We start from the raw sequence: 16,847 nt of genomic DNA, 5'->3' as shown, positions 1-16,847 counted from the left end.
TGTGCCGAGCTCGTTACCCCTCTGTTGCGGGTAACCCCCTCCGGATGCTCCCCAACCCCGCTGTTCTACAATGAGCACGCGAACCGCGGATGCCCCGGCGCCGCGGCCAGATAGAAAGGATTCACCGCATGGCCGAGATGATCGAGATTCGTGGCCTCAACAAGTACTTCGGCGACCTCCACGTCTTGAAGGACATTGACCTCACCGTGAAGCGCGGCGAGAAGGTCGTCATCATCGGGCCCTCCGGCTCCGGCAAGTCGACGCTCATCCGCTGCGTGGACTTCCTCGAGGAGCCCACGACCGGCACCGTGACCATCGACGGTCACCTCATGACCAAGAAGAACCACCTCGAGCTCACGCGCAAGTACTCCTCGATGGTGTTCCAGCAGTTCAACCTCTACCCCAACATGACGGTGCTTGGCAACCTCACGCTGGCCCCCATCAAGCTCCAAAAGAAGAGCAAGGAGGAGGCCAACAAGGCCGCCATGGCCGCGCTCGAGCGCGTTGGCCTTGCCCAGAAGGCGGGCGAGTACCCGCAGAACCTCTCCGGCGGGCAGCAGCAGCGCGTCGCCATTGCGCGCGCTATGTGCACCAAGCAGCCGATCATCCTCTTTGACGAGCCCACCTCGGCGCTTGACCCCGAGATGATCCAGGAAGTACTCGACGTCATGATCGAGCTCGCGCAGGAAAACATCACCATGATCTGCGTGACGCACGAGATGAACTTTGCCCGCCAGGTCGCCGACCGCGTCATCTTTATGGACGACGGTCAGATTCTGGAGGAGGGCACGCCCGAGCACTTCTTCACCAACCCGCAGAACCCGCGCTGCAAGGACTTCCTCAACAAGATCTTGCACTAGCGCGTAGTTTTGGCTCGCCCGCCGGGCGCCCCGCTCGGCGGCTCTTCCGGCGTTCGCGCCTTTGGCGCGCGTCGCCCGTACCAAAGGGAGGTACCTCTTATGTCTCTGTCTCGTCGTCAGTTCGTACAGGTTTTCGGCGCAGCAGCCGCGGTGCTCGGCACCGGTGCACTCGCTGGTTGCAATTCCGATCCGGCAGCCTCTGGCAGCGCCGACGCATCGTCCAAGGTCGAGACCATCAAGGCGCGCGGTAAGCTTAATTGTGGCGTGAAGGCCGACGTGCTCGGCTACGGCTACCTCAATACCGAGACCGGCGAGTACGAGGGTCTCGAGATTGACCTGTGCTACCAGATCGCCGCGGCCGTCTTTGGCGTCTCCTACGAGGAGGCCAAGGAGCAGGGCCTCTGCGAGTTCACGACCGTGACCCCCAAGACGCGCGGCCCGCTTATCGACAACGACTCGCTCGATATCGTCTGCGCCACCTATACCATCACCGATGAGCGCTTGGAGGATTGGGACTTCTCCGATCCGTACCGTGTCGACCACGTGGGCGTCATGATCATGAAGGACTCCGGCATGGAGAAGCTCTCCGATCTCGAGGGCAAGCTCGTTGGCGTTTCGCAGGGTTCGACCACCAAGGACGCGGTTATCGCCGCCGTTGCCGAGGAGGGCGTTGAGCTCACGAACGACAACTTCAACGAATACCCCGACTACCCCTCGATCAATTCCGCGCTCGAGTCGGGCAACGTCGACGCCTTCGCTATGGACCGCTCTACGCTGAACACCTACATGAACGACCAGAAGGAGCTCCTGGAGCCCGAGGTCGAGTTTGGCGAGCAGGAGTACGGCATCGCTACCAAGAAGGGTTCCGACCTGTCCGAGGTTGTGAACGACAAGGTAAACGAGCTGCTCGACAATGGCTGGCTCGAGGAGGAAGCCACGACTTGGAATCTGCTCTAAGTTGAGCTTAATCCCTCGATCCGGTTCTGACTGGTCTGAGGGATGTCTCGCCCGGGCGGCGCCATCCGCCCGGGCGTTTTGCACGTACTGGCACGAGAGAGGAGCGATATGCTCGAAGGCCTATTCGATCCGCGGCGCTGGGAGATTACCCTCAGCAGCATGGAGGGCTTCTGGGAGGGGTTTGCCTTCACGCTGCAGGTGGTCATCGCCGGCTTGGCGCTGTCGTTGGTTTTGGGAACCGTCCTTGGCGTGTTCTCGACCACGCGTTCGCGGATTCTTCGCGGTATTAGCCGTGTGTATGTTGAGTTCTTCCAGAACACGCCCCTTCCCGTGCAGGTGTTTTTCTACTACATGGCGGGTCCGCGTGTGCTGCAGGCGATTCTCGGCGCTCCGAGTCCGGTCCGCCTCTCGTCGTTTGCCATCGGCGCCCTCGGCGTGGGCCTCTACCATGCGGCGTATATCTCCGAGGTCATCCGTACCGGCATCGAGGCGGTGCCGCGCGGTCAGATGGAGGCGGCGCTCTCACAGGGCTTCACCCGCGTGCAGGCCTACATCTACATTATCCTGCCGCAGACCTTTAAAGTGATTCTGCCCCCGCTCTGCAACCAGGCGCTCAACCTCGTCAAGAACACCTCGGTGCTCGCGCTTATTGCCGGTGGCGACCTTATGTACAATGCCGACAACTTTGTATCCACGTATGGATACCTGCAGGGCTACATCATGGCCTGCGTGTTGTACTTCATCATCTGCTTCCCGCTGGCGCTTCTTGTTCAGTGGCTCGAGAAGCGCTCCAAGAAGCGTCCGCGCGCCAAAACTATCCCCGGTATCACCCCTGAGCCTGCAAAGGAGGCGTAAGGCATGGAAATCTTTACTCCCGCAAACGTCTCCTTCATCATGCAGGGCTTCCTGAAAACGATCGAGATTTCGATACTCGCTATCATCTTCTCGGTCATCTTGGGAACGGTGCTCGCGCTTGTTAAACAGTATTGCACCGGCAAGCTCAGCATCTTCAAATGGCTGGTCTCCGCCTACATCGAGCTCTTCCGCTGCACGCCTAACCTGCTGTGGATCCTCTTCATCTACTTCACGGTGAAGGGTAACGATATCTTTATCTCCGTGTTGGCGTTTACGATCTTCACTTCCGCCGTTATGGCCGAGATCATCCGCGGCGGTTTGAACTCCATTCCCAAGAGCCAGTTTGAGGCGGCGCAGAGCCAGGGCTTCGGCTTCTTCGCGAGCATGCGTCTCATCATCTTGCCGCAGACGTTCAAGACCATCATCCCGGCGCTCTTTAGCCAGTGCACGACGGTCATCAAGGACTCGTCGTATCTCGCCGGTATCAATGTCGCGGAATTCATGTTCTCGGCAAAGGTTGTCATGGGCTACACAAGCGACCTCTCGCAGGTCCTGCTGCTCTACGGATTCGTTTTTGCTCTGTACTTCGTTTTGAACTTTGGTATCTCGCTGATCGTGCGCGCTTACCAGCGCCGCGTGGTCGCCGCGTAGCCGGCGTCGAGCAAAGGAGGCACCATGCCCTTCATTCCGTTCATCAGCCGTCAGCGCGCCGTCCTCGAGGCGCGCGCCGCGGCGAGCGAGGCCGAGCGTGCCGGCCAGCCCGTTGTCATCACCATTGCGCGCGACTTTGGCGCCGAGGGGCACGAGATCGGCAAGATGCTCTCCGCCGAGCTCGGCATCCCGCTGTACGACAAAGAGGTGCTCGTGCGTGCTAGCCAGCGCGCCGGTGAGTCCGTCGACAAGATTGCCCAGTACGATGAGCAGCTTGCCGCCGAGTTCACGGCGTTTCTGCCCGATCGCGTGGATTCCCGCACGCTCGCCGACAAGCTCTTTGAGCAGATGACGCAGGTCATTCTTGACCTTGGCTCCACCGAGAGCTGCATCATCGAGGGGCGCCTTTCCGATTACATCCTGCGCCATAACCCCAACCACATCGCCGTGCTTGTGACCGCGCCCTTTGACGAGCGCGTGAAGATCGTTGCCGGCAAGCGCGGTCTCAACCGCCAGCAGGGAGCGCGTCTTGTGAAGCGCATGCAGCGCTTCCGTGAGGACTTCTACAAGCGCTATTCGGCGGGCAAGTGGCGCATGGACAGCGGCAAGGACCTGGTGGTGAACCGCGCCAAGCTCGGTCGCGAGGGTTGCATGGAGGTTATTGCCGCCGCGTACCGCGCGAAGCTTCGCGAGCTCGGCGTCTGCGAGGAGGCGGCATCTAAGGCTGCCGCCGAGGCTGAGGCGGCGCGTCCGCTGCGCGTCCCCGCGACGGTGGAGTAGCACGCCGGACCGCAACATAGCTTGTTTTGAAGAGGGGCTCTCGCAAGAGGGCCCCTCATTGGTCAAAGACCCCCGCAGAATAATGATTCGACTTGCCGGATGCGGGTGAAACCGGCTCGCAGGAGCCAAAAAGATGCCCAGCAGAGCCATTTTTGGCACTATTTGGACGCTGAGGCCCGCCATGGGCCTCTGTTCGGGCTGCCTCATAGGGGGTTGTTTATTATTCTGCGGGGGTCTTTGACCGCTGAGAGCGTTTTTAAGTCATGACGAGTCGGAATGCGCTGCATCTGCGTAGGTCTGGCGACGATGGTTCCTAAAAGCGGAGGGCCCGAGCGTACGTAAGCTCGGGCCCTCCGCTACTTTGCGGGATGTTCGCAGTACCCGCTCCGGGGGCTATGCCTCCAGGATTGTCTTTGCAATCGAGTGCGCGGCCTTCTTGCCCGCGCCCATCGCGAGGATGACCGTTGCGGCGCCGGTGACGATGTCGCCGCCCGCCCACACGCGCGGGTTCGAGGTGCGTCCGTCCTCATCGGTGTCGATATAGCCCCACTTGTTGGCCTCAACGCCAGATGCCGGGCTTGCAAAGGGGTTGGCCTTCGTGCCGATGGCGGTGATGGCAACATCGCAGGGAATCTCGTGCGTGACACCCTCCACAACGACGGGGCGGCGGCGTCCGGACTCATCCGGCTCGCCGAGCTCCATCTGCTGCAGGCGGATGCCGTTTACAAAGCCGTCCTCGCCTGCGGTGAATTCGATGGGGCTCACCAGCTCGAGGATCTCAACGCCCTCTTCCTTGGCGTGATGGATCTCTGCTTTGCGCGCGGGCATCTCAGCCTCGGTGCGGCGGTAGGCGAGCGTGACCTTCTCGGCACCAAGGCGCAGTGCCGTGCGCGCGGCGTCCATAGCAACGTTGCCGCCGCCAAAGACCACGACGTTCTTGCCGTGGCGCACCGGCGTGTCGTAGGTGGGGAACTCGTACGCTTTCATGAGGTTCACGCGGGTGAGGTACTCGTTTGCGCAGTACACGCCGGGGAGGTTCTCGCCCGGGACGTTCAAAAAGCGCGGCAGGCCAGCGCCGACGGCGAGGTAGAGCGCGTCAAAGCCCTCCTCCTCAAAGAGCTCGTCGGCGGTGAAGAGGCGCCCGGCAACCGCGTTGTATTCAAAGTGCACACCGAGCTTCTCCAGGCTGTCGATTTCGCGCTTGACGATGTCCTTGGGCAGGCGGAACTCGGGGATGCCATAGGTAAGCACGCCGCCGCCGGTGAAGAACGCCTCAAAGACGGTGACATCAAAGCCCTCGCGCGCGAGCTCGCCAGCGCAGGCGATGCCGGAGGGGCCGGAGCCCACGATTGCGACCTTGTGGCCGTTTTTGGGCTTGCAGACAGGCGCGGTGCCGACCTCGTCCGCCATGTCGCCGAGCATGCGCTCGAGCTGGCCGATGGCCACGGGCTCGCCCTTCTTGCCGAGGATGCACTTGCCCTCGCACTGATTTTCCTGCGGGCAGACGCGGCCGCAGACCGAGGGGAGGAGGTTGTCGCGCTTGATGGTCTCGAGCGCGCCCGCCCAGTTCTCGTCGCGGATCTTGGCGATGAACTCGGGGATGTGCACGCCAACGGGGCACCCCTCCATGCACAGCGGGCGCTTGCAGTCGAGGCAACGGTTGGCCTCGGCGACGGCGTCGGCCTTGGTGTAGCCGGTGTCGACGGGGCGGAAATCGCAGGCGCGCTCGGCAGCGGGTTCCTCGTTGGCGGGAGTGCGCGGCGCCTTGAGGTTGGGGCGGTATTTCTTGGGCTCGGCGGCGTTCGCGCCGGTGGAAGTTACTTCTGGCATGCGCATGCCTCCTCAAAGTGAGCGATGGACGCGGCCTCTTCCGTCTTGTAGCTCGCCTGACGGTGGGCGAGGTCGTTCCAGTCGACCTTGGTGGCGTCAAAGTCGGGGCCGTCGACGCAGGCAAACTTGGTCTCGCCGCCCACCTCGACGCGGCAGCAGCCGCACATGCCGGTGCCGTCGACCATGATGGGGTTCAGGCTCGCAACAACGGGCACGTTGTGCTTCTCGCAGGTAAGCGCTGAGAACTTCATCATCGGCACGGGGCCGACGCAAAAGACGCTGTCGACCTCGCCGGCCTCGCAGATGCGCCCGAGCGGCGCGGTCACTACGCCCTGCTCGCCGGCGGAGCCGTCGTCGGTGGTGATGTAGAGGTTCTCGAGCGGCAGTGCGCGGAACTGCTCGGTTAAGATGAGCAGGCTCTCGGTGCGGGCGCCCATGATGACGGAGACCTTTTTGCCCTGCTCGCAGAGCATGCGCGCCACCGGATAGGCAATGGCGAGGCCCACGCCGCCGCCGATGACGGTGACGCGGTCGCCCTCGATCTCGGTCGGGCAGCCCAGCGGGCCCGTCACGTCGCGGAGGTAGTCGCCCTCGTTCATCTGCGCGAGCGCGCGGGTGGTCTTGCCGACCACCATAAAGATGAACTCGATCCACCCCTCATTGGGATTCCAGTTGGCAAAGGTGAAGGGCACGCGCTCGCCCGTCTCGTCGGCGCGCACCATAAGGAACTGGCCGGCGTGCGCCTTTTTGGCCATGCGCGGCGCGGCAACGCGGAACTCGAAGACGTTCTCCGAGAACTGCGTCTTCTTCAGGATTTGGTACATAGGACCCCTCTCTGACAGTCATGTTCCGATTATACCGTGCGCCGCTTGCCGCTCGTTGCGCATGCAGCTGCTCGCGCTAAGCGGTAACACTTGGCTAAGCAAGGTTTAAGAGCTTCATTAGTTGAGGACCCCGTTGGGGCGGAGGCGAGGGCATTCGGAGGCGCGGGTTGCCGTAACGGGGCGCGGCGTCCGCCGTGCTAGTGCTTGCCGTTTTGCGCGGCCGCCCCGTTGACGTGGTCGCGCGCAAACACAACGCCGCGCACGAGGGCGAGCGCCGCGGCGTCTGCCGCGCGGGCGCAGGTCTCGTCAAACTCCTCGAGCTCCTTGGGGCGGAACTGCTTCAGCACAAAATCCGCCACCGGCATGCGCCCGGGCGGGTTGCCGATTCCTACGCGAATACGGCTAAAGTCGCGGCTGCCCAGCTTGTCGATAATGGAGCGCAGGCCGTTGTGCCCGGCATGCCCGCCGCCGACCTTCACGCGCACGTCGCCCTCGGGGATGTCGAGCTCGTCGTGGATGACGAGCACCTCCTCGGGGCGCACCTTGTAGGTAGCGCAGAGCTTGGAGATGGGGCCGCCGCTTGTGTTCATAAAGCTCTGGGGCTTCACGAGTACGACCTCGCGCTTGCCGCCCTCTTCCTCGGCATCGTTCACCTTGATAACGGCGACCTCGGCGCCGAGCTGGTTTTTCCAATAGCTCACGCCCGCCTGGCGCGCGAGCTCATCGACGGCGCGAAAGCCCGCGTTGTGACGGGTCGCGGCGTACTCGTCGCCCGGATTGCCCAGGCCTGCGACCATGCGAATCTTGCCCGGCTGCGCTGCTGCCATTGCTGCTCCTCTGTTGCGTAGTTCTATCAGCGAGCTATTGTAGCAAGCGCCGCGCAACGCCGGGCGCGCTATTGCACTCGTGAGGCATAAACTTGTAAAAGTGAATAATCATTAGGTATAACTTTTTGCAAAAGTGTCTATAACGGAGATTTACATTTCTGAAAAATGTAGAATTGCAGGTAGCGAACGGAGGGATGGTCAAGATGTTGAAACGTAAAGCCGAGGCACGCTTTCAATCGTGGTACAAGGGACCTCGTAACAAGGCGCTTCTCGTTATGGGGGCACGCCAGGTAGGGAAGAGCTATTTGGCGGAGCGTTTTGCCCGTGATCATTTCTCTCATGTGGTGGTTTTCGACTTGCTGCGGGACGTGTCGGCCCGCGAGTCGTTTGCAGGGGCGACGAGTGCCGACGACCTGCTGCTACGTATGTCTGTTGCGGCAACCGAGTCGCTTGTGCCCGGTAAGACCGTGGTCATCTTCGATGAGGTGCAAGAATGCCCTGGCGTGGTCACGTTTATCAAATACCTTGTGCAGCAAGGGGATTACCGGTACATCCTCACGGGTTCGCTCTTGGGGGTGAAGCTCCAAAATATCGACTCGCTGCCCGTTGGGTTTGCATCACGTCTCGATATGTATCCGCTCGATTTTGAAGAGTTTTGCTGGGCCATGGGGCTCGACGAGCAGGTTATGCGGCGTGCTGTAGCTTGCGCGCTGCACGAAGAGCGGTTGCCAGATTACCTCTACAATAAATTGAGCGATCTGTTCCATAGATACCTGATGGTTGGCGGTATGCCCGACGCAGTCAACGCGTTTGTGTCGACCAACAACATAGATGAGGTTCGCACCGTTCATCTCGATCTGCATGCCCTGTACCGCGACGATATAACCAAGCACGCGCCCGATGGGCTGCGCCTGGTTATTCGGGACATCTACGACCTGATCCCCAGCCAGGTCATCAACGCATCGAGGCGCTTCCAGTTCGGCAGCATAGAAAACGTGAAGCGTTTCAGCCAGGTGCAAGATCATTTTCTATGGCTGACGAATGCAGGCGTTTCCCTTGCGGTTTACAACGTTGCTGCCCCCGTAAAGCCATTGCTCATGAACGAGCAGCACAACAAATTTAAGCTGTTCTACCTGGACGCCGGCATGCTGGCGAGCACGTATCCCAAGGCGGTGTACGAAGGGCTGCTTGATGGGCGACCCACAGCGAACATGGGTGCCGTATATGAGGCGTTTGTGGCACAGGAGTTGGCGGCGCATGGTTTTGCGCTGAGATATTATGCCTCTCGAAAAGTCGGCGAACTCGATTTCCTTGCAGAGCGAGCAGATGGCGAGCTCATGGCCATCGAGGTGAAAAGCGGCGCATCCTACTTGCGGCACGCATCGCTCGACCATGCGCTCGCCTCGCCGGGGTTTACCATCGACCGCGCCATCGTCTTTGCTGAGACCAATGTGCGCAAGGATGATAGAGTGCTGTATCTACCTGCGTTTTTGGTCGGGATGTTTACCTATAGGGATTGATTGCGCAAAAACCGGGGCCGCGGCGAGCAACAAGCCGCCGCGGCCCCGTGTCCGGTGCGCTATGTGTTGTCGCGCAGGAGGCGCGCCCTACAGGGCGAAGTCGCCACCCACGAGGTCGGACACGCTCTCCTCGCCGTAGACTGCGGCGATGGCGTTGGCGAACTCGTCGGCAACGGTGATGGTCTTGATCTTGCCGCCCACCTCGACGGGAATCGAGTCGGTAACGAGGCACTCGACAATCGGCGCGTCGTTCAGGCGCTCAACGGCCGGGCCAGAGAAGATGGCGTGCGTGGCGCACACGTAGATGTCGCCGGCGCCCATCTTCTTGAGCTCGCGGACGCTCGCGCAGAGCGTGCCAGCGGTGTCGATCATGTCGTCGTTGATGATGCAGGTCTTACCTTCGATGTCGCCGATGATGCCCATGACCTCAGCGGCGTTGTGGCGCGGGCGGCCCTTATGGGCGATGGCGAGCGAGCAGCCGAGCATATCGGAGAGCTTCTTGGCGGCCTTGGCGCGGCCCACGTCGGGGGAGACCACCACGAGGTTGTCGGTGTCAAAGCCCTTGTTGTTGTAGTACTCGCCAAAAAGCGGGAGCGCCGAGAGGTGGTTCACCGGGATGTCGAAGAAGCCCTGGATCTGGCCCTGGTGCAGGTCGAGAGTGATCACGCGGTCAACGCCGGCGCGCTCGAGGAGGTTTGCCACAAGGCGGGCGGTGATGGGCTCGCGCGGGGCGGCCTTGCGGTCCTGGCGGGCGTAGCCGTAGTGCGTGATGCACGCGGTGATGGTGCGGGCCGAGGCGCGCTTGGCGGCGTCGGTCGCAATAAGGAGCTCCATCAGGGCGTCGTTGACGTCGCCGCAGATGGACTGGATGAAGAACACGTCGGCGCCGCGGACGGTCTCGTCAAAGCGAGCGTAGATCTCGCCGTTGGCGAACTTCTCGAGCGCAAGGCCAGAGAGCTCGACGCCCAGGATCTTCGCGACCTTCTCGGCAAGCGGGCGGTTGGCGGTGCCCGAGTAGACGCGCATGGTCTTGAACATCGGCATCGTTTGGCTGAAGTCTGTGGTCGGCATGTTCTCCCCTTCGTTTGGTTGAGCGCGCTCCCGTTTGCGCTCGATTGCCCTGACCGGTTTGCTTTACTGACGCGCGCGCTTGCGTGCGGTATAGCCCTCTATGATGCGCTGCTCGGAACGCTCGATGGCGAGCGCCCCGTCAGGAACATCCTTGGTGATGCAGCTCGACGCGCCCGTCACCGCGTTTGCGCCGATGTTCACGGGCGCCACCATCATGGTGTCGGAGCCAATGAACGTGTTGTCGCCGATGGTGGTGGCGTTCTTGTGCACACCGTCGTAGTTGCAGGTGATGGAACCCGCGCCCACATTTACGCCCTCGCCCATGGTGGTGTCGCCGATGTAGGAGAGATGCGGGACCTTGGAGCCCACGCCGATGGTGGACTTCTTGATTTCTACGTGGGTGCCGGCCTTGCTGTGGTCGCACAGATGCGTGCCGGGGCGCAGGTAGGCGCGCGGGCCACAGGTGACAAAGTTGTCGATCTGGACGTTCTCGGCGACGGTCTCGTCGATGACGGAGTGGTCGCCCACGCGCGTGTCGGTCAGGCGCGTGTTGGGGCCGACGGTGCACTCCTCGCCAATCACAGTTTCACCCATGAGCATGGTGGCGGGGTAGATGATGGTGTCACGGCCAACGGTTGCGTCCGGACCGATCCAGGTGCTCGCAGGGTCAATCATGGTGACGCCCTCTGCCATGAGGCGCGCGTTGATGCGGTCGCGCGCGATGGCGGTGAGCTCGGCGAGCTGGGCGCGGCTGTTGACGCCGAGGCCCTCGCGGAAGTCGTTGCAGTGGAAGTACGTGACGCCGAGGCCGTGGTTGCGCAGGATCTCGAGCATGTCGGGCAGGTAGTACTCGCCCTGGGCGTTGTCGCAGCCGACCTCGCCGATGTGGGCGGCGAGCGCCGCGCCGTCAAAGGCGTAGCAGCCGGCGTTGCACTCCAAGAGCGTCTTTGCCTGCTCGTCGGTGCAGTCCTTCTGCTCGATAATGCGCAGGACCTGGCCCGCCTCGTCAAGCTCGATGCGGCCGTAGCCAAATGGGTCGGGCGTCGTCATGGTAAGAACGGCCGCTGCGGCGGTGCCGTCAGCGACCGTGTCTGCGAACTTGCGGATGGTCTTGGGCTCGATAAGCGGCAGGTCGCCGTTCAGAATGACGACGGGCCCCTCACAGACGCCGGTGGCCTCGAGGGCCACGCGCACGGCGTGACCGGTGCCCAGGCGCTCGGCCTGCTCGACGCACTCGACGCCGTCAAGCCCTGCGAGCAGCGCGCGGACCTCGTCGGCATGGCTGCCCACAACGGTGATGACGCGCCCGGCGCCCGCCGCAAGCGCGGCGTCGACGACCCAGCGAATCATAGGTTTAGCGAGAATCTGATGCGACACCTTGGCATGGTTGGACTTCATGCGAGTGCCCTCGCCGGCGGCGAGAATGATGACGGTTGCTTCCATGTAGGCTCCCCGGAATGCTGCGCGTGCAGATGGGTCGGCGCAAAGCCAACTTATCTGATGATACCGCAGCCAGCCGTGGTTGGAGCCCGCACGCAGGTTGTCCACGAACGGGCCACGGCTGGAGTGGTTGCCGAGGGCGGCGCTGCGGCGGCAGGGGCGGGGCAGCGGCGGACGCGGAGGCGGCGCCGTGCTTCCAATCGGGGCCGCACCGCCAATCGGAGCCGCCGCGCCTGCGTGCTACAGTTCGATCTCGAGCGTGACCGGGCAGTGATCGGACCCAAAGATGTCGTTGCGGATGCCCGCCGCACGCACCTGCTCGCGTATCGCGTCGCTCACGAGGAAGTAGTCGATGCGCCAGCCCGCGTTGTTCTTGCGAGCGTTGAAGCGATAGCTCCACCAGCTGTAGGCGCCCACCTCGTCGGGGTGGAGGTAGCGGAAGGTATCGGTAAAGCCGGCGTCCAGAAGCTCTCCAAACTTGCCGCGTTCCTCGTCGGAAAAGCCGGCGTTGCCGCGGTTGGACTTAGGGTTCTTGAGGTCGATCTCCTCGTGCGCCACGTTAAAGTCGCCGCAGGTGACAACGGGTTTTCCCGTCTCGGTCTCAAGCGCGCGCAAAAAGGCGCGGTAGGCGTCGTCCCACACCATGCGCCCGTCGATGCGCGCGAGGCCGTCCTTGGCGTTGGGGGTGTAGACGTCCACAAACCAAAAGCGGTCAAACTCAAGCGCGCAGACGCGCCCCTCGCGCACGGCCTCGGCAAGAAGCTCGGCCGCGTCGCTCGTCTCTGCAATGCCCGCGGCGTCAAGCACCGCCGGCGCGAGCAGCTCGTCGGCGCGCCGCACCGAGAGCGGCTCCTCGCGGCTAAAGACCGCCGTGCCCGAGTACCCCTTGCGCTCGGCATAGCTCCAGGTCTGCGTGTATCCCGGCAGGTCGAGCGCGACCTGACCCTCTTGCAGCTTGGTCTCCTGGATGGCGAGGACATCGGCATCGAGCTCGCGCGCAATGTCAGTAAAACTCGGCTCCTTTTTGAGGACGGCGCGCAGGCCGTTGACGTTCCACGAAGCGAATGAATACGTTTTGGTCATCAGAAACTCCTGAAGTCGAAGGGTCTCGCGCGTTATCGTATCCGATAGCGGGCACGTTCGGGCGAGGAGGCAACGATATGAGGGCAAACATCACGGATCCAACCGAGGCGCAGACGCGGTTGCGCGAGCTGTTTAACGGGCATCGCCGCGCGGTCTTTTTTGGCGGCGCGGGCGTGTCCACCGCAAGTGGCATTCCCGACTTTAGAAGCGTGGACGGCCTGTACCACCAGCAGTTTGCCTATCCGCCCGAGACCATGCTCAGCCATGAGTTTTACGAGACGCATACCGGCGAGTTCTTTGCGTTCTATCGGCAGAAGATGATTGCCCTGGGCGCTCGTCCCAACCGCTGCCATACCAAGCTGGCCGAGCTCGAGCGCGCGGGCGTGCTCAGCGCGGTGGTGACGCAAAACATCGACGGCCTGCATCAGGCGGCGGGAAGCAAACAGGTGTGGGAGCTTCACGGCTCGGTGCATCGCAATATCTGCGCACGTTGCGGAGCTGTTCAAGACGCCGCGTGGGTGCTCGAGGACGGGCGCGAGGATCCGCGCCACATACCCGTTTGCCCCGTGTGCGGCGGGCCCATCAAGCCGGACGTGGTGCTCTACGGCGAGGCGCTTGATGACCGGGTAGTCGAGGGCGCGCTTGCCGCCATTGCGTCGGCCGATTTGCTTGTGGTGGGCGGAACGTCGCTTGTGGTCTACCCTGCGGCGGGGCTTATCCGCTACTTTGGCGGCGATACGCTGGTGATTGTGAACCGCGACCCCACGCCGCAGGATTCTTTGGCGGATATGCTGATTAGCTGCGACATTGCCGAGGCGTTTGACTTTTAGGTGGCGAGGGGCCGGTTGATGCCCGCGGCGCTGCATTGCCAGCGGGGTGCGGCGTTGCCGGCGAGCCAGGGCGCCGCCGGCCCCGGTGCGCTCCTACGCCGCGTAGGATTTGAGCACGCGTGCGAGCTTGCGCTGCCACGGTGTCCAGAGCGCGAGCAAAAAGCCGACGGTCGCCACACCGTGGGCGATGTCGAAGGGAAGCGACGCCGCGTAGACGGTAAGCACCTGAAACGTGGTGTGCGCGTGCAAAAAGCCGAGCACCGTCCACGCATTGAGGATCCATCCGTACGCGACCGAAGAGACAAATCCGTAGACAAGAAGACATGCGGTGCCCACCACGCGGCGCCGTGCGGACGGGCTGGCGGAAGCGCCCGGGCGCACGCCAAAGACGCCCGTTTGCGCGAGGGCGCCGGCGCCCCAGCCCACAAGGCCCCAGGCGTACATCTGCCAGGGAGTCCACGGACCCTGACCAAAGAAGAAGTTGGAGGCGAGTGCGGCGAGCGCGCCCACCATAAAGCCACTGCGTCTGCCGAGCATGACGCCGGCGATGATGGCGATGGCGCTCACCGGTTTCATGCTTGGTACCGCGGCAAAGACGATGCGTCCGGCCGCGGCGAGCGCGGCGAGCACGACGGTGGGCATAAGCTCGCGCAGGCGCGCGCCGCTGGCCTCAAAGCTTGCGAAGAAGATGCCGAGGGCGGCGATGACCACGGCAAACGATAGGATTGCGGTCTGGCGGACCCCCGCAAGTGTGGTGATGGCGAGCATAGCGGGCACCGCGGCAAGCGCGACGGCCTCCACAACGCCGCGCGCCCGGTGGAGCGTAGTCTTGTGCGGGCCGTTGTTGGGCGCTGCCGCCGTGGTCTCGTCGGCGCGACTGGTACGGCAGGTGCGACTGGCTCGGCGGGCGCAGTTGGAGGTGTCGGGACCTGCGCTTGCGCCCGGGTTCGTGCGTGCGCCTGCGCCCGTAGCCGCGGCCGCACCGGTAGGCTCCGAGCCGCCTGCTCGCCCCTCGTCCATCCGCTCTAGCAGCGCGCCAAAGAAGCGCGACGCATCGTGCGGACGGTAGATGAGGTTGTGCGCAAAAAACGCCCGAGCGGGCTCGGTGCAGGCAATCTCGCCGTCAAAGAGCATCGAGACCTCATCTGCCACCGCGCAGGCAAAGTCGAGGTCGTGCGTCACGCCGACGATGGTGCAGCCCGCATCGGCAAGCTCGTGCAGCATCTCGGCGCACTCGGCAGCGCTCGCGGGGTCAAGGCCCTTGGTAGGCTCGTCCAAAAAGAGGAGTTCGGGCTTGGTGAGCAGGAGCTTTGCAAGGGCAAGCTTCTGCTGCTGACCGCCGGAGAGGTCGAGCGGAGAGGCACCCTCGAGCCCGGTCAGGCTGAGGCGCGCTACGAGGGTGCGCTCCTCATCTGCGGCATAGCCGCAGCGGGCGCGCCACTCGGCCAGCTCCTCGGCAACGGTGTCGCACACAAAGAGAGCCTTGGGATCTTGGGGAAGAAGCGCCTGGCGACCGGCGAGCGCGTTGTCGACGCTGCCCCGCTGGGGCGCACGCACGCCGGCAAGCGCGGCAAGAAGCGTTGACTTGCCGCAGCCGTTGCCGCCCACGATCAGATGGATAGTCCCGCGCCGGACGGCGAGGTCGACACCGCGGAGCACCCACGGGTCCTCGCGCCGGTAACGGACGTGGAGGTCGTGCGCGGTCACAACGGTCGCGGCGGCTGCAAGGGCGTGCTCGCACGTGCGGCGCCGGAGCTCGAGCAGGCGCTCGGCATCCTCACGGCGGGCGAGAGGGGAGAGCGTGCCCATGGTGAGCGTTTGCGTGGCGAGGGTCTCGGTCTCCTCGGGCGCGTGCGTGGAGAGCATGACCGTGATGCCAAGCTCGCGCCTTACGCGTCCGAGCAGGTAGAGGAACTGGCGGCGCGCGTGGGGGTCGAGCTGCGCGGTGGGCTCGTCGAGCACGATGAGGCGCGGGCGCAGGGCGAGCACCGCCGCGAGGTTCACGAGCTGCTGCTGGCCGCCCGAGAGCTCCTCGCACGCGGCGTGCATGAGCGCCTCGATACCAAAGAAGTGGGCGACCTCGGCGATGCGCCGGCGCATCTCGGGCGCGGGGGTGCCGATGTTCTCGAGCCCAAAGGCAAGCTCGTGCCAGACGGTGTCGCACACAATCTGCGCAGCGGGGTCCTGCGCTACAAAGCCAATCTTGCGCGCGGAGCGCTCGGGTGAGAGCTCGCCGGTCACGCGCCCATCGCGCACGAGGGTGTGGCCGAGCACCTCGATGGTGTCGGCGTGCGATCCCGCTCGGGCGAGCTCGGGTTTGAGGGCGCGCAGAAGCGTGGTTTTGCCGCAGCCCGTGGGGCCCACGACCACGCAAAACGCGCCTTCGGCCACCTCGAGCGAGACGTGGTCGAGAACGGGCTCGCCGCCTGGATAGGCAAAGGTGTAGTCCACGATGCGGACGGCGGGGGTGGTCTGCTCGTCTAGCTTCTCCACCGGATCACCTCCCCCAGATACAGCGCAGGCGCCACGAGCATAAGGGCTGCGTAGGGCACGTACCCCCACCACGCAAGGAGCTGCGGCGGGGTGGGGTAGAACGAGAACTGGGCGCACGCCACGGCCGCGAGCGGGATGTTTACCGCCACGAGCGCCACCACAATCGCCAGCAGCGCAATGTCGGCGCGGCCGAGGTGGTCTTGCCGGTACGAGGTCCGCCGCACGCCGCAGCCCCAGCCGCGGGCGCGCATGGCGTCGCTTCTGGTGAGACTGTCCTCGAGCCCCCAGCCCATGAGGACCGATGCCGCGCGCAGGTTCCCGGCGGCACGCTCGCGCGCGGTGCGCGGCGCCGCGGCGCTCGCGGCGCGCTCCGTGGCAAGAATGGTGCGCCCGCGCGCGGCAAACTGCGGAACAAGGCGCATCACCTGCGAGACCATAAGCGCGATGGTGGGCGCCACACGTCCCAGTACCGATGCGGTGGCGGCGCTGTCCATGCAGGCGGCGTAGCTCGAAAACCACAGAAACACGGCAGCGAGCATGGTGCCCGAGCACAACCCGTAGCCGAGGGCCTCAAGCGTGACGGGTCGCTCGCCCATGTAGAACAGGGGCGTGGTGCCCTCGGCCACAAAGAGCGCGTTGGCAAGGGCAACAACCGCTATCACGCCGACGAGCACGGGCACGCCCGGCGCGACCGCGCGCCACCCGCGCGTGCAGCACGCGCATGCGGCCGAGCCCGCGAGCGCGAGCGCCGCGTAGACGGGGTGTGCCGCCGCCATGGCAAAAGCGGCAGCGCTCACCAGGTACGTGAACGCCACCGCCGGATGCC

15 protein-coding genes are annotated in these 16,847 nt (G+C 63.9%); 7 read left to right on the top strand and 8 right to left on the bottom strand.

All coding sequences use genetic code 11. The annotated features are described in order from the left end of the window. The first annotated feature begins 128 nt into the window (after window positions 1–128). From B5F89_RS06435 to B5F89_RS06415, 5 genes are all read left to right on the top strand, one after another. Entirely contained in the window at window positions 129–860 is a 732-nt protein-coding gene (locus B5F89_RS06435) for an amino acid ABC transporter ATP-binding protein (protein WP_087430963.1), read from the top strand. A 99-nt stretch (window positions 861–959) separates the two neighbouring features. Continuing rightward, complete coding sequence (locus tag B5F89_RS06430) at window positions 960–1,817, top strand: substrate-binding domain-containing protein (protein WP_087430962.1); 858 nt, start codon at window positions 960–962, stop codon at window positions 1,815–1,817. Between the two features lie 108 nt (window positions 1,818–1,925). After that, complete coding sequence (locus tag B5F89_RS06425) at window positions 1,926–2,672, top strand: amino acid ABC transporter permease (protein WP_087430961.1); 747 nt, start codon at window positions 1,926–1,928, stop codon at window positions 2,670–2,672. 3 nt (window positions 2,673–2,675) lie between these two features. Then, window positions 2,676–3,323 (top strand): amino acid ABC transporter permease, encoded by a 648-nt coding sequence (locus tag B5F89_RS06420; RefSeq protein WP_087430960.1) that lies wholly within the window; start codon window positions 2,676–2,678, stop codon window positions 3,321–3,323. Between the two features lie 24 nt (window positions 3,324–3,347). Beyond that, the gene (locus B5F89_RS06415; protein WP_087430959.1) at window positions 3,348–4,103 is read left to right on the top strand and encodes a cytidylate kinase-like family protein; all 756 of its coding nucleotides are present in this window, start codon (window positions 3,348–3,350) and stop codon (window positions 4,101–4,103) included. Window positions 4,104–4,496: 393 nt separating this feature from the next. Here the strand turns inward: B5F89_RS06415 and gltA are convergent, their stop codons facing one another. From gltA to pth, 3 genes are all read right to left on the bottom strand, one after another. Then, window positions 4,497–5,933 carry an NADPH-dependent glutamate synthase gene (gene gltA / locus B5F89_RS06410; protein WP_087430958.1) on the bottom strand — a complete coding sequence of 479 codons (1,437 nt, stop codon included), beginning with the start codon at window positions 5,931–5,933 and terminating at the stop codon, window positions 4,497–4,499. Beyond that, the gene (locus B5F89_RS06405; protein WP_087430957.1) at window positions 5,921–6,757 is read right to left on the bottom strand and encodes a sulfide/dihydroorotate dehydrogenase-like FAD/NAD-binding protein; all 837 of its coding nucleotides are present in this window, start codon (window positions 6,755–6,757) and stop codon (window positions 5,921–5,923) included. Before B5F89_RS06405 ends, gltA begins: the two co-directional genes overlap by 13 nt. 197 nt (window positions 6,758–6,954) lie before the next feature. After that, entirely contained in the window at window positions 6,955–7,584 is a 630-nt protein-coding gene (gene pth, locus B5F89_RS06400) for an aminoacyl-tRNA hydrolase (RefSeq protein ID WP_204230613.1), read from the bottom strand. Between the two features lie 194 nt (window positions 7,585–7,778). Here pth and B5F89_RS06395 point away from each other — a divergent pair, with 194 nt between their 5' ends. Next, window positions 7,779–9,104, top strand: coding sequence for an AAA family ATPase (locus B5F89_RS06395; protein WP_087430956.1), 1,326 nt, complete (start codon window positions 7,779–7,781; stop codon window positions 9,102–9,104). 87 nt (window positions 9,105–9,191) lie between these two features. On the opposite strand, the gene B5F89_RS06390 is transcribed toward B5F89_RS06395, so the two are convergent. The 3 genes from B5F89_RS06390 to B5F89_RS06380 form a co-directional block, all read right to left on the bottom strand. Beyond that, window positions 9,192–10,175: a ribose-phosphate pyrophosphokinase gene (locus tag B5F89_RS06390; RefSeq protein ID WP_087430955.1), complete on the bottom strand. Its 984-nt coding sequence runs from the start codon at window positions 10,173–10,175 to the stop codon at window positions 9,192–9,194. Between the two features lie 63 nt (window positions 10,176–10,238). Beyond that, window positions 10,239–11,618, bottom strand: a complete 1,380-nt coding sequence (glmU, locus tag B5F89_RS06385; protein ID WP_087430954.1) for a bifunctional UDP-N-acetylglucosamine diphosphorylase/glucosamine-1-phosphate N-acetyltransferase GlmU — start codon at window positions 11,616–11,618, stop codon at window positions 10,239–10,241. Window positions 11,619–11,855: 237 nt separating this feature from the next. Next, window positions 11,856–12,698, bottom strand: a complete 843-nt coding sequence (locus B5F89_RS06380) for an exodeoxyribonuclease III (RefSeq protein WP_087430953.1) — start codon at window positions 12,696–12,698, stop codon at window positions 11,856–11,858. 77 nt (window positions 12,699–12,775) lie between these two features. Between B5F89_RS06380 and B5F89_RS06375 the strand changes: the two genes are divergently transcribed. Then, entirely contained in the window at window positions 12,776–13,528 is a 753-nt protein-coding gene (locus tag B5F89_RS06375) for an NAD-dependent protein deacylase (protein ID WP_087430952.1), read from the top strand. Window positions 13,529–13,621: 93 nt separating this feature from the next. Here B5F89_RS06375 and B5F89_RS10235 read toward each other — a convergent pair whose 3' ends face one another. Beyond that, complete coding sequence (locus B5F89_RS10235) at window positions 13,622–16,021, bottom strand: ATP-binding cassette domain-containing protein (RefSeq protein WP_239286699.1); 2,400 nt, start codon at window positions 16,019–16,021, stop codon at window positions 13,622–13,624. Next, entirely contained in the window at window positions 16,009–16,836 is an 828-nt protein-coding gene (locus B5F89_RS06360; protein WP_204230611.1) for an energy-coupling factor transporter transmembrane component T, read from the bottom strand. The genes B5F89_RS10235 and B5F89_RS06360 overlap by 13 nt, the downstream gene beginning before the upstream one ends. Between the last annotated feature and the right edge of the window lie 11 nt (window positions 16,837–16,847).

Origin of the sequence: Collinsella sp. An307 (assembly GCF_002161805.1) — a bacterium.
Lineage (GTDB): Bacteria > Actinomycetota > Coriobacteriia > Coriobacteriales > Coriobacteriaceae > Coprousia.
This window is presented reverse-complemented; position numbering and strand designations above follow the sequence as displayed.

Coding starts and splice junctions, on each gene's coding strand:
- B5F89_RS06395 (WP_087430956.1), top strand. CDS start 7,779: ATGGTCAAGATGTTGAAACGTAAAGCCGAGGCACGCTTTCAATCGTGG.
- B5F89_RS06405 (WP_087430957.1), bottom strand. CDS start 6,757: ATGTACCAAATCCTGAAGAAGACGCAGTTCTCGGAGAACGTCTTCGAG.
- B5F89_RS06430 (WP_087430962.1), top strand. CDS start 960: ATGTCTCTGTCTCGTCGTCAGTTCGTACAGGTTTTCGGCGCAGCAGCC.
- B5F89_RS06380 (WP_087430953.1), bottom strand. CDS start 12,698: ATGACCAAAACGTATTCATTCGCTTCGTGGAACGTCAACGGCCTGCGC.
- pth (WP_204230613.1), bottom strand. CDS start 7,584: ATGGCAGCAGCGCAGCCGGGCAAGATTCGCATGGTCGCAGGCCTGGGC.
- glmU (WP_087430954.1), bottom strand. CDS start 11,618: ATGGAAGCAACCGTCATCATTCTCGCCGCCGGCGAGGGCACTCGCATG.
- B5F89_RS06425 (WP_087430961.1), top strand. CDS start 1,926: ATGCTCGAAGGCCTATTCGATCCGCGGCGCTGGGAGATTACCCTCAGC.
- B5F89_RS06415 (WP_087430959.1), top strand. CDS start 3,348: ATGCCCTTCATTCCGTTCATCAGCCGTCAGCGCGCCGTCCTCGAGGCG.
- B5F89_RS06420 (WP_087430960.1), top strand. CDS start 2,676: ATGGAAATCTTTACTCCCGCAAACGTCTCCTTCATCATGCAGGGCTTC.
- B5F89_RS06435 (WP_087430963.1), top strand. CDS start 129: ATGGCCGAGATGATCGAGATTCGTGGCCTCAACAAGTACTTCGGCGAC.
- B5F89_RS06390 (WP_087430955.1), bottom strand. CDS start 10,175: ATGCCGACCACAGACTTCAGCCAAACGATGCCGATGTTCAAGACCATG.
- B5F89_RS06375 (WP_087430952.1), top strand. CDS start 12,776: ATGAGGGCAAACATCACGGATCCAACCGAGGCGCAGACGCGGTTGCGC.
- gltA (WP_087430958.1), bottom strand. CDS start 5,933: ATGCCAGAAGTAACTTCCACCGGCGCGAACGCCGCCGAGCCCAAGAAA.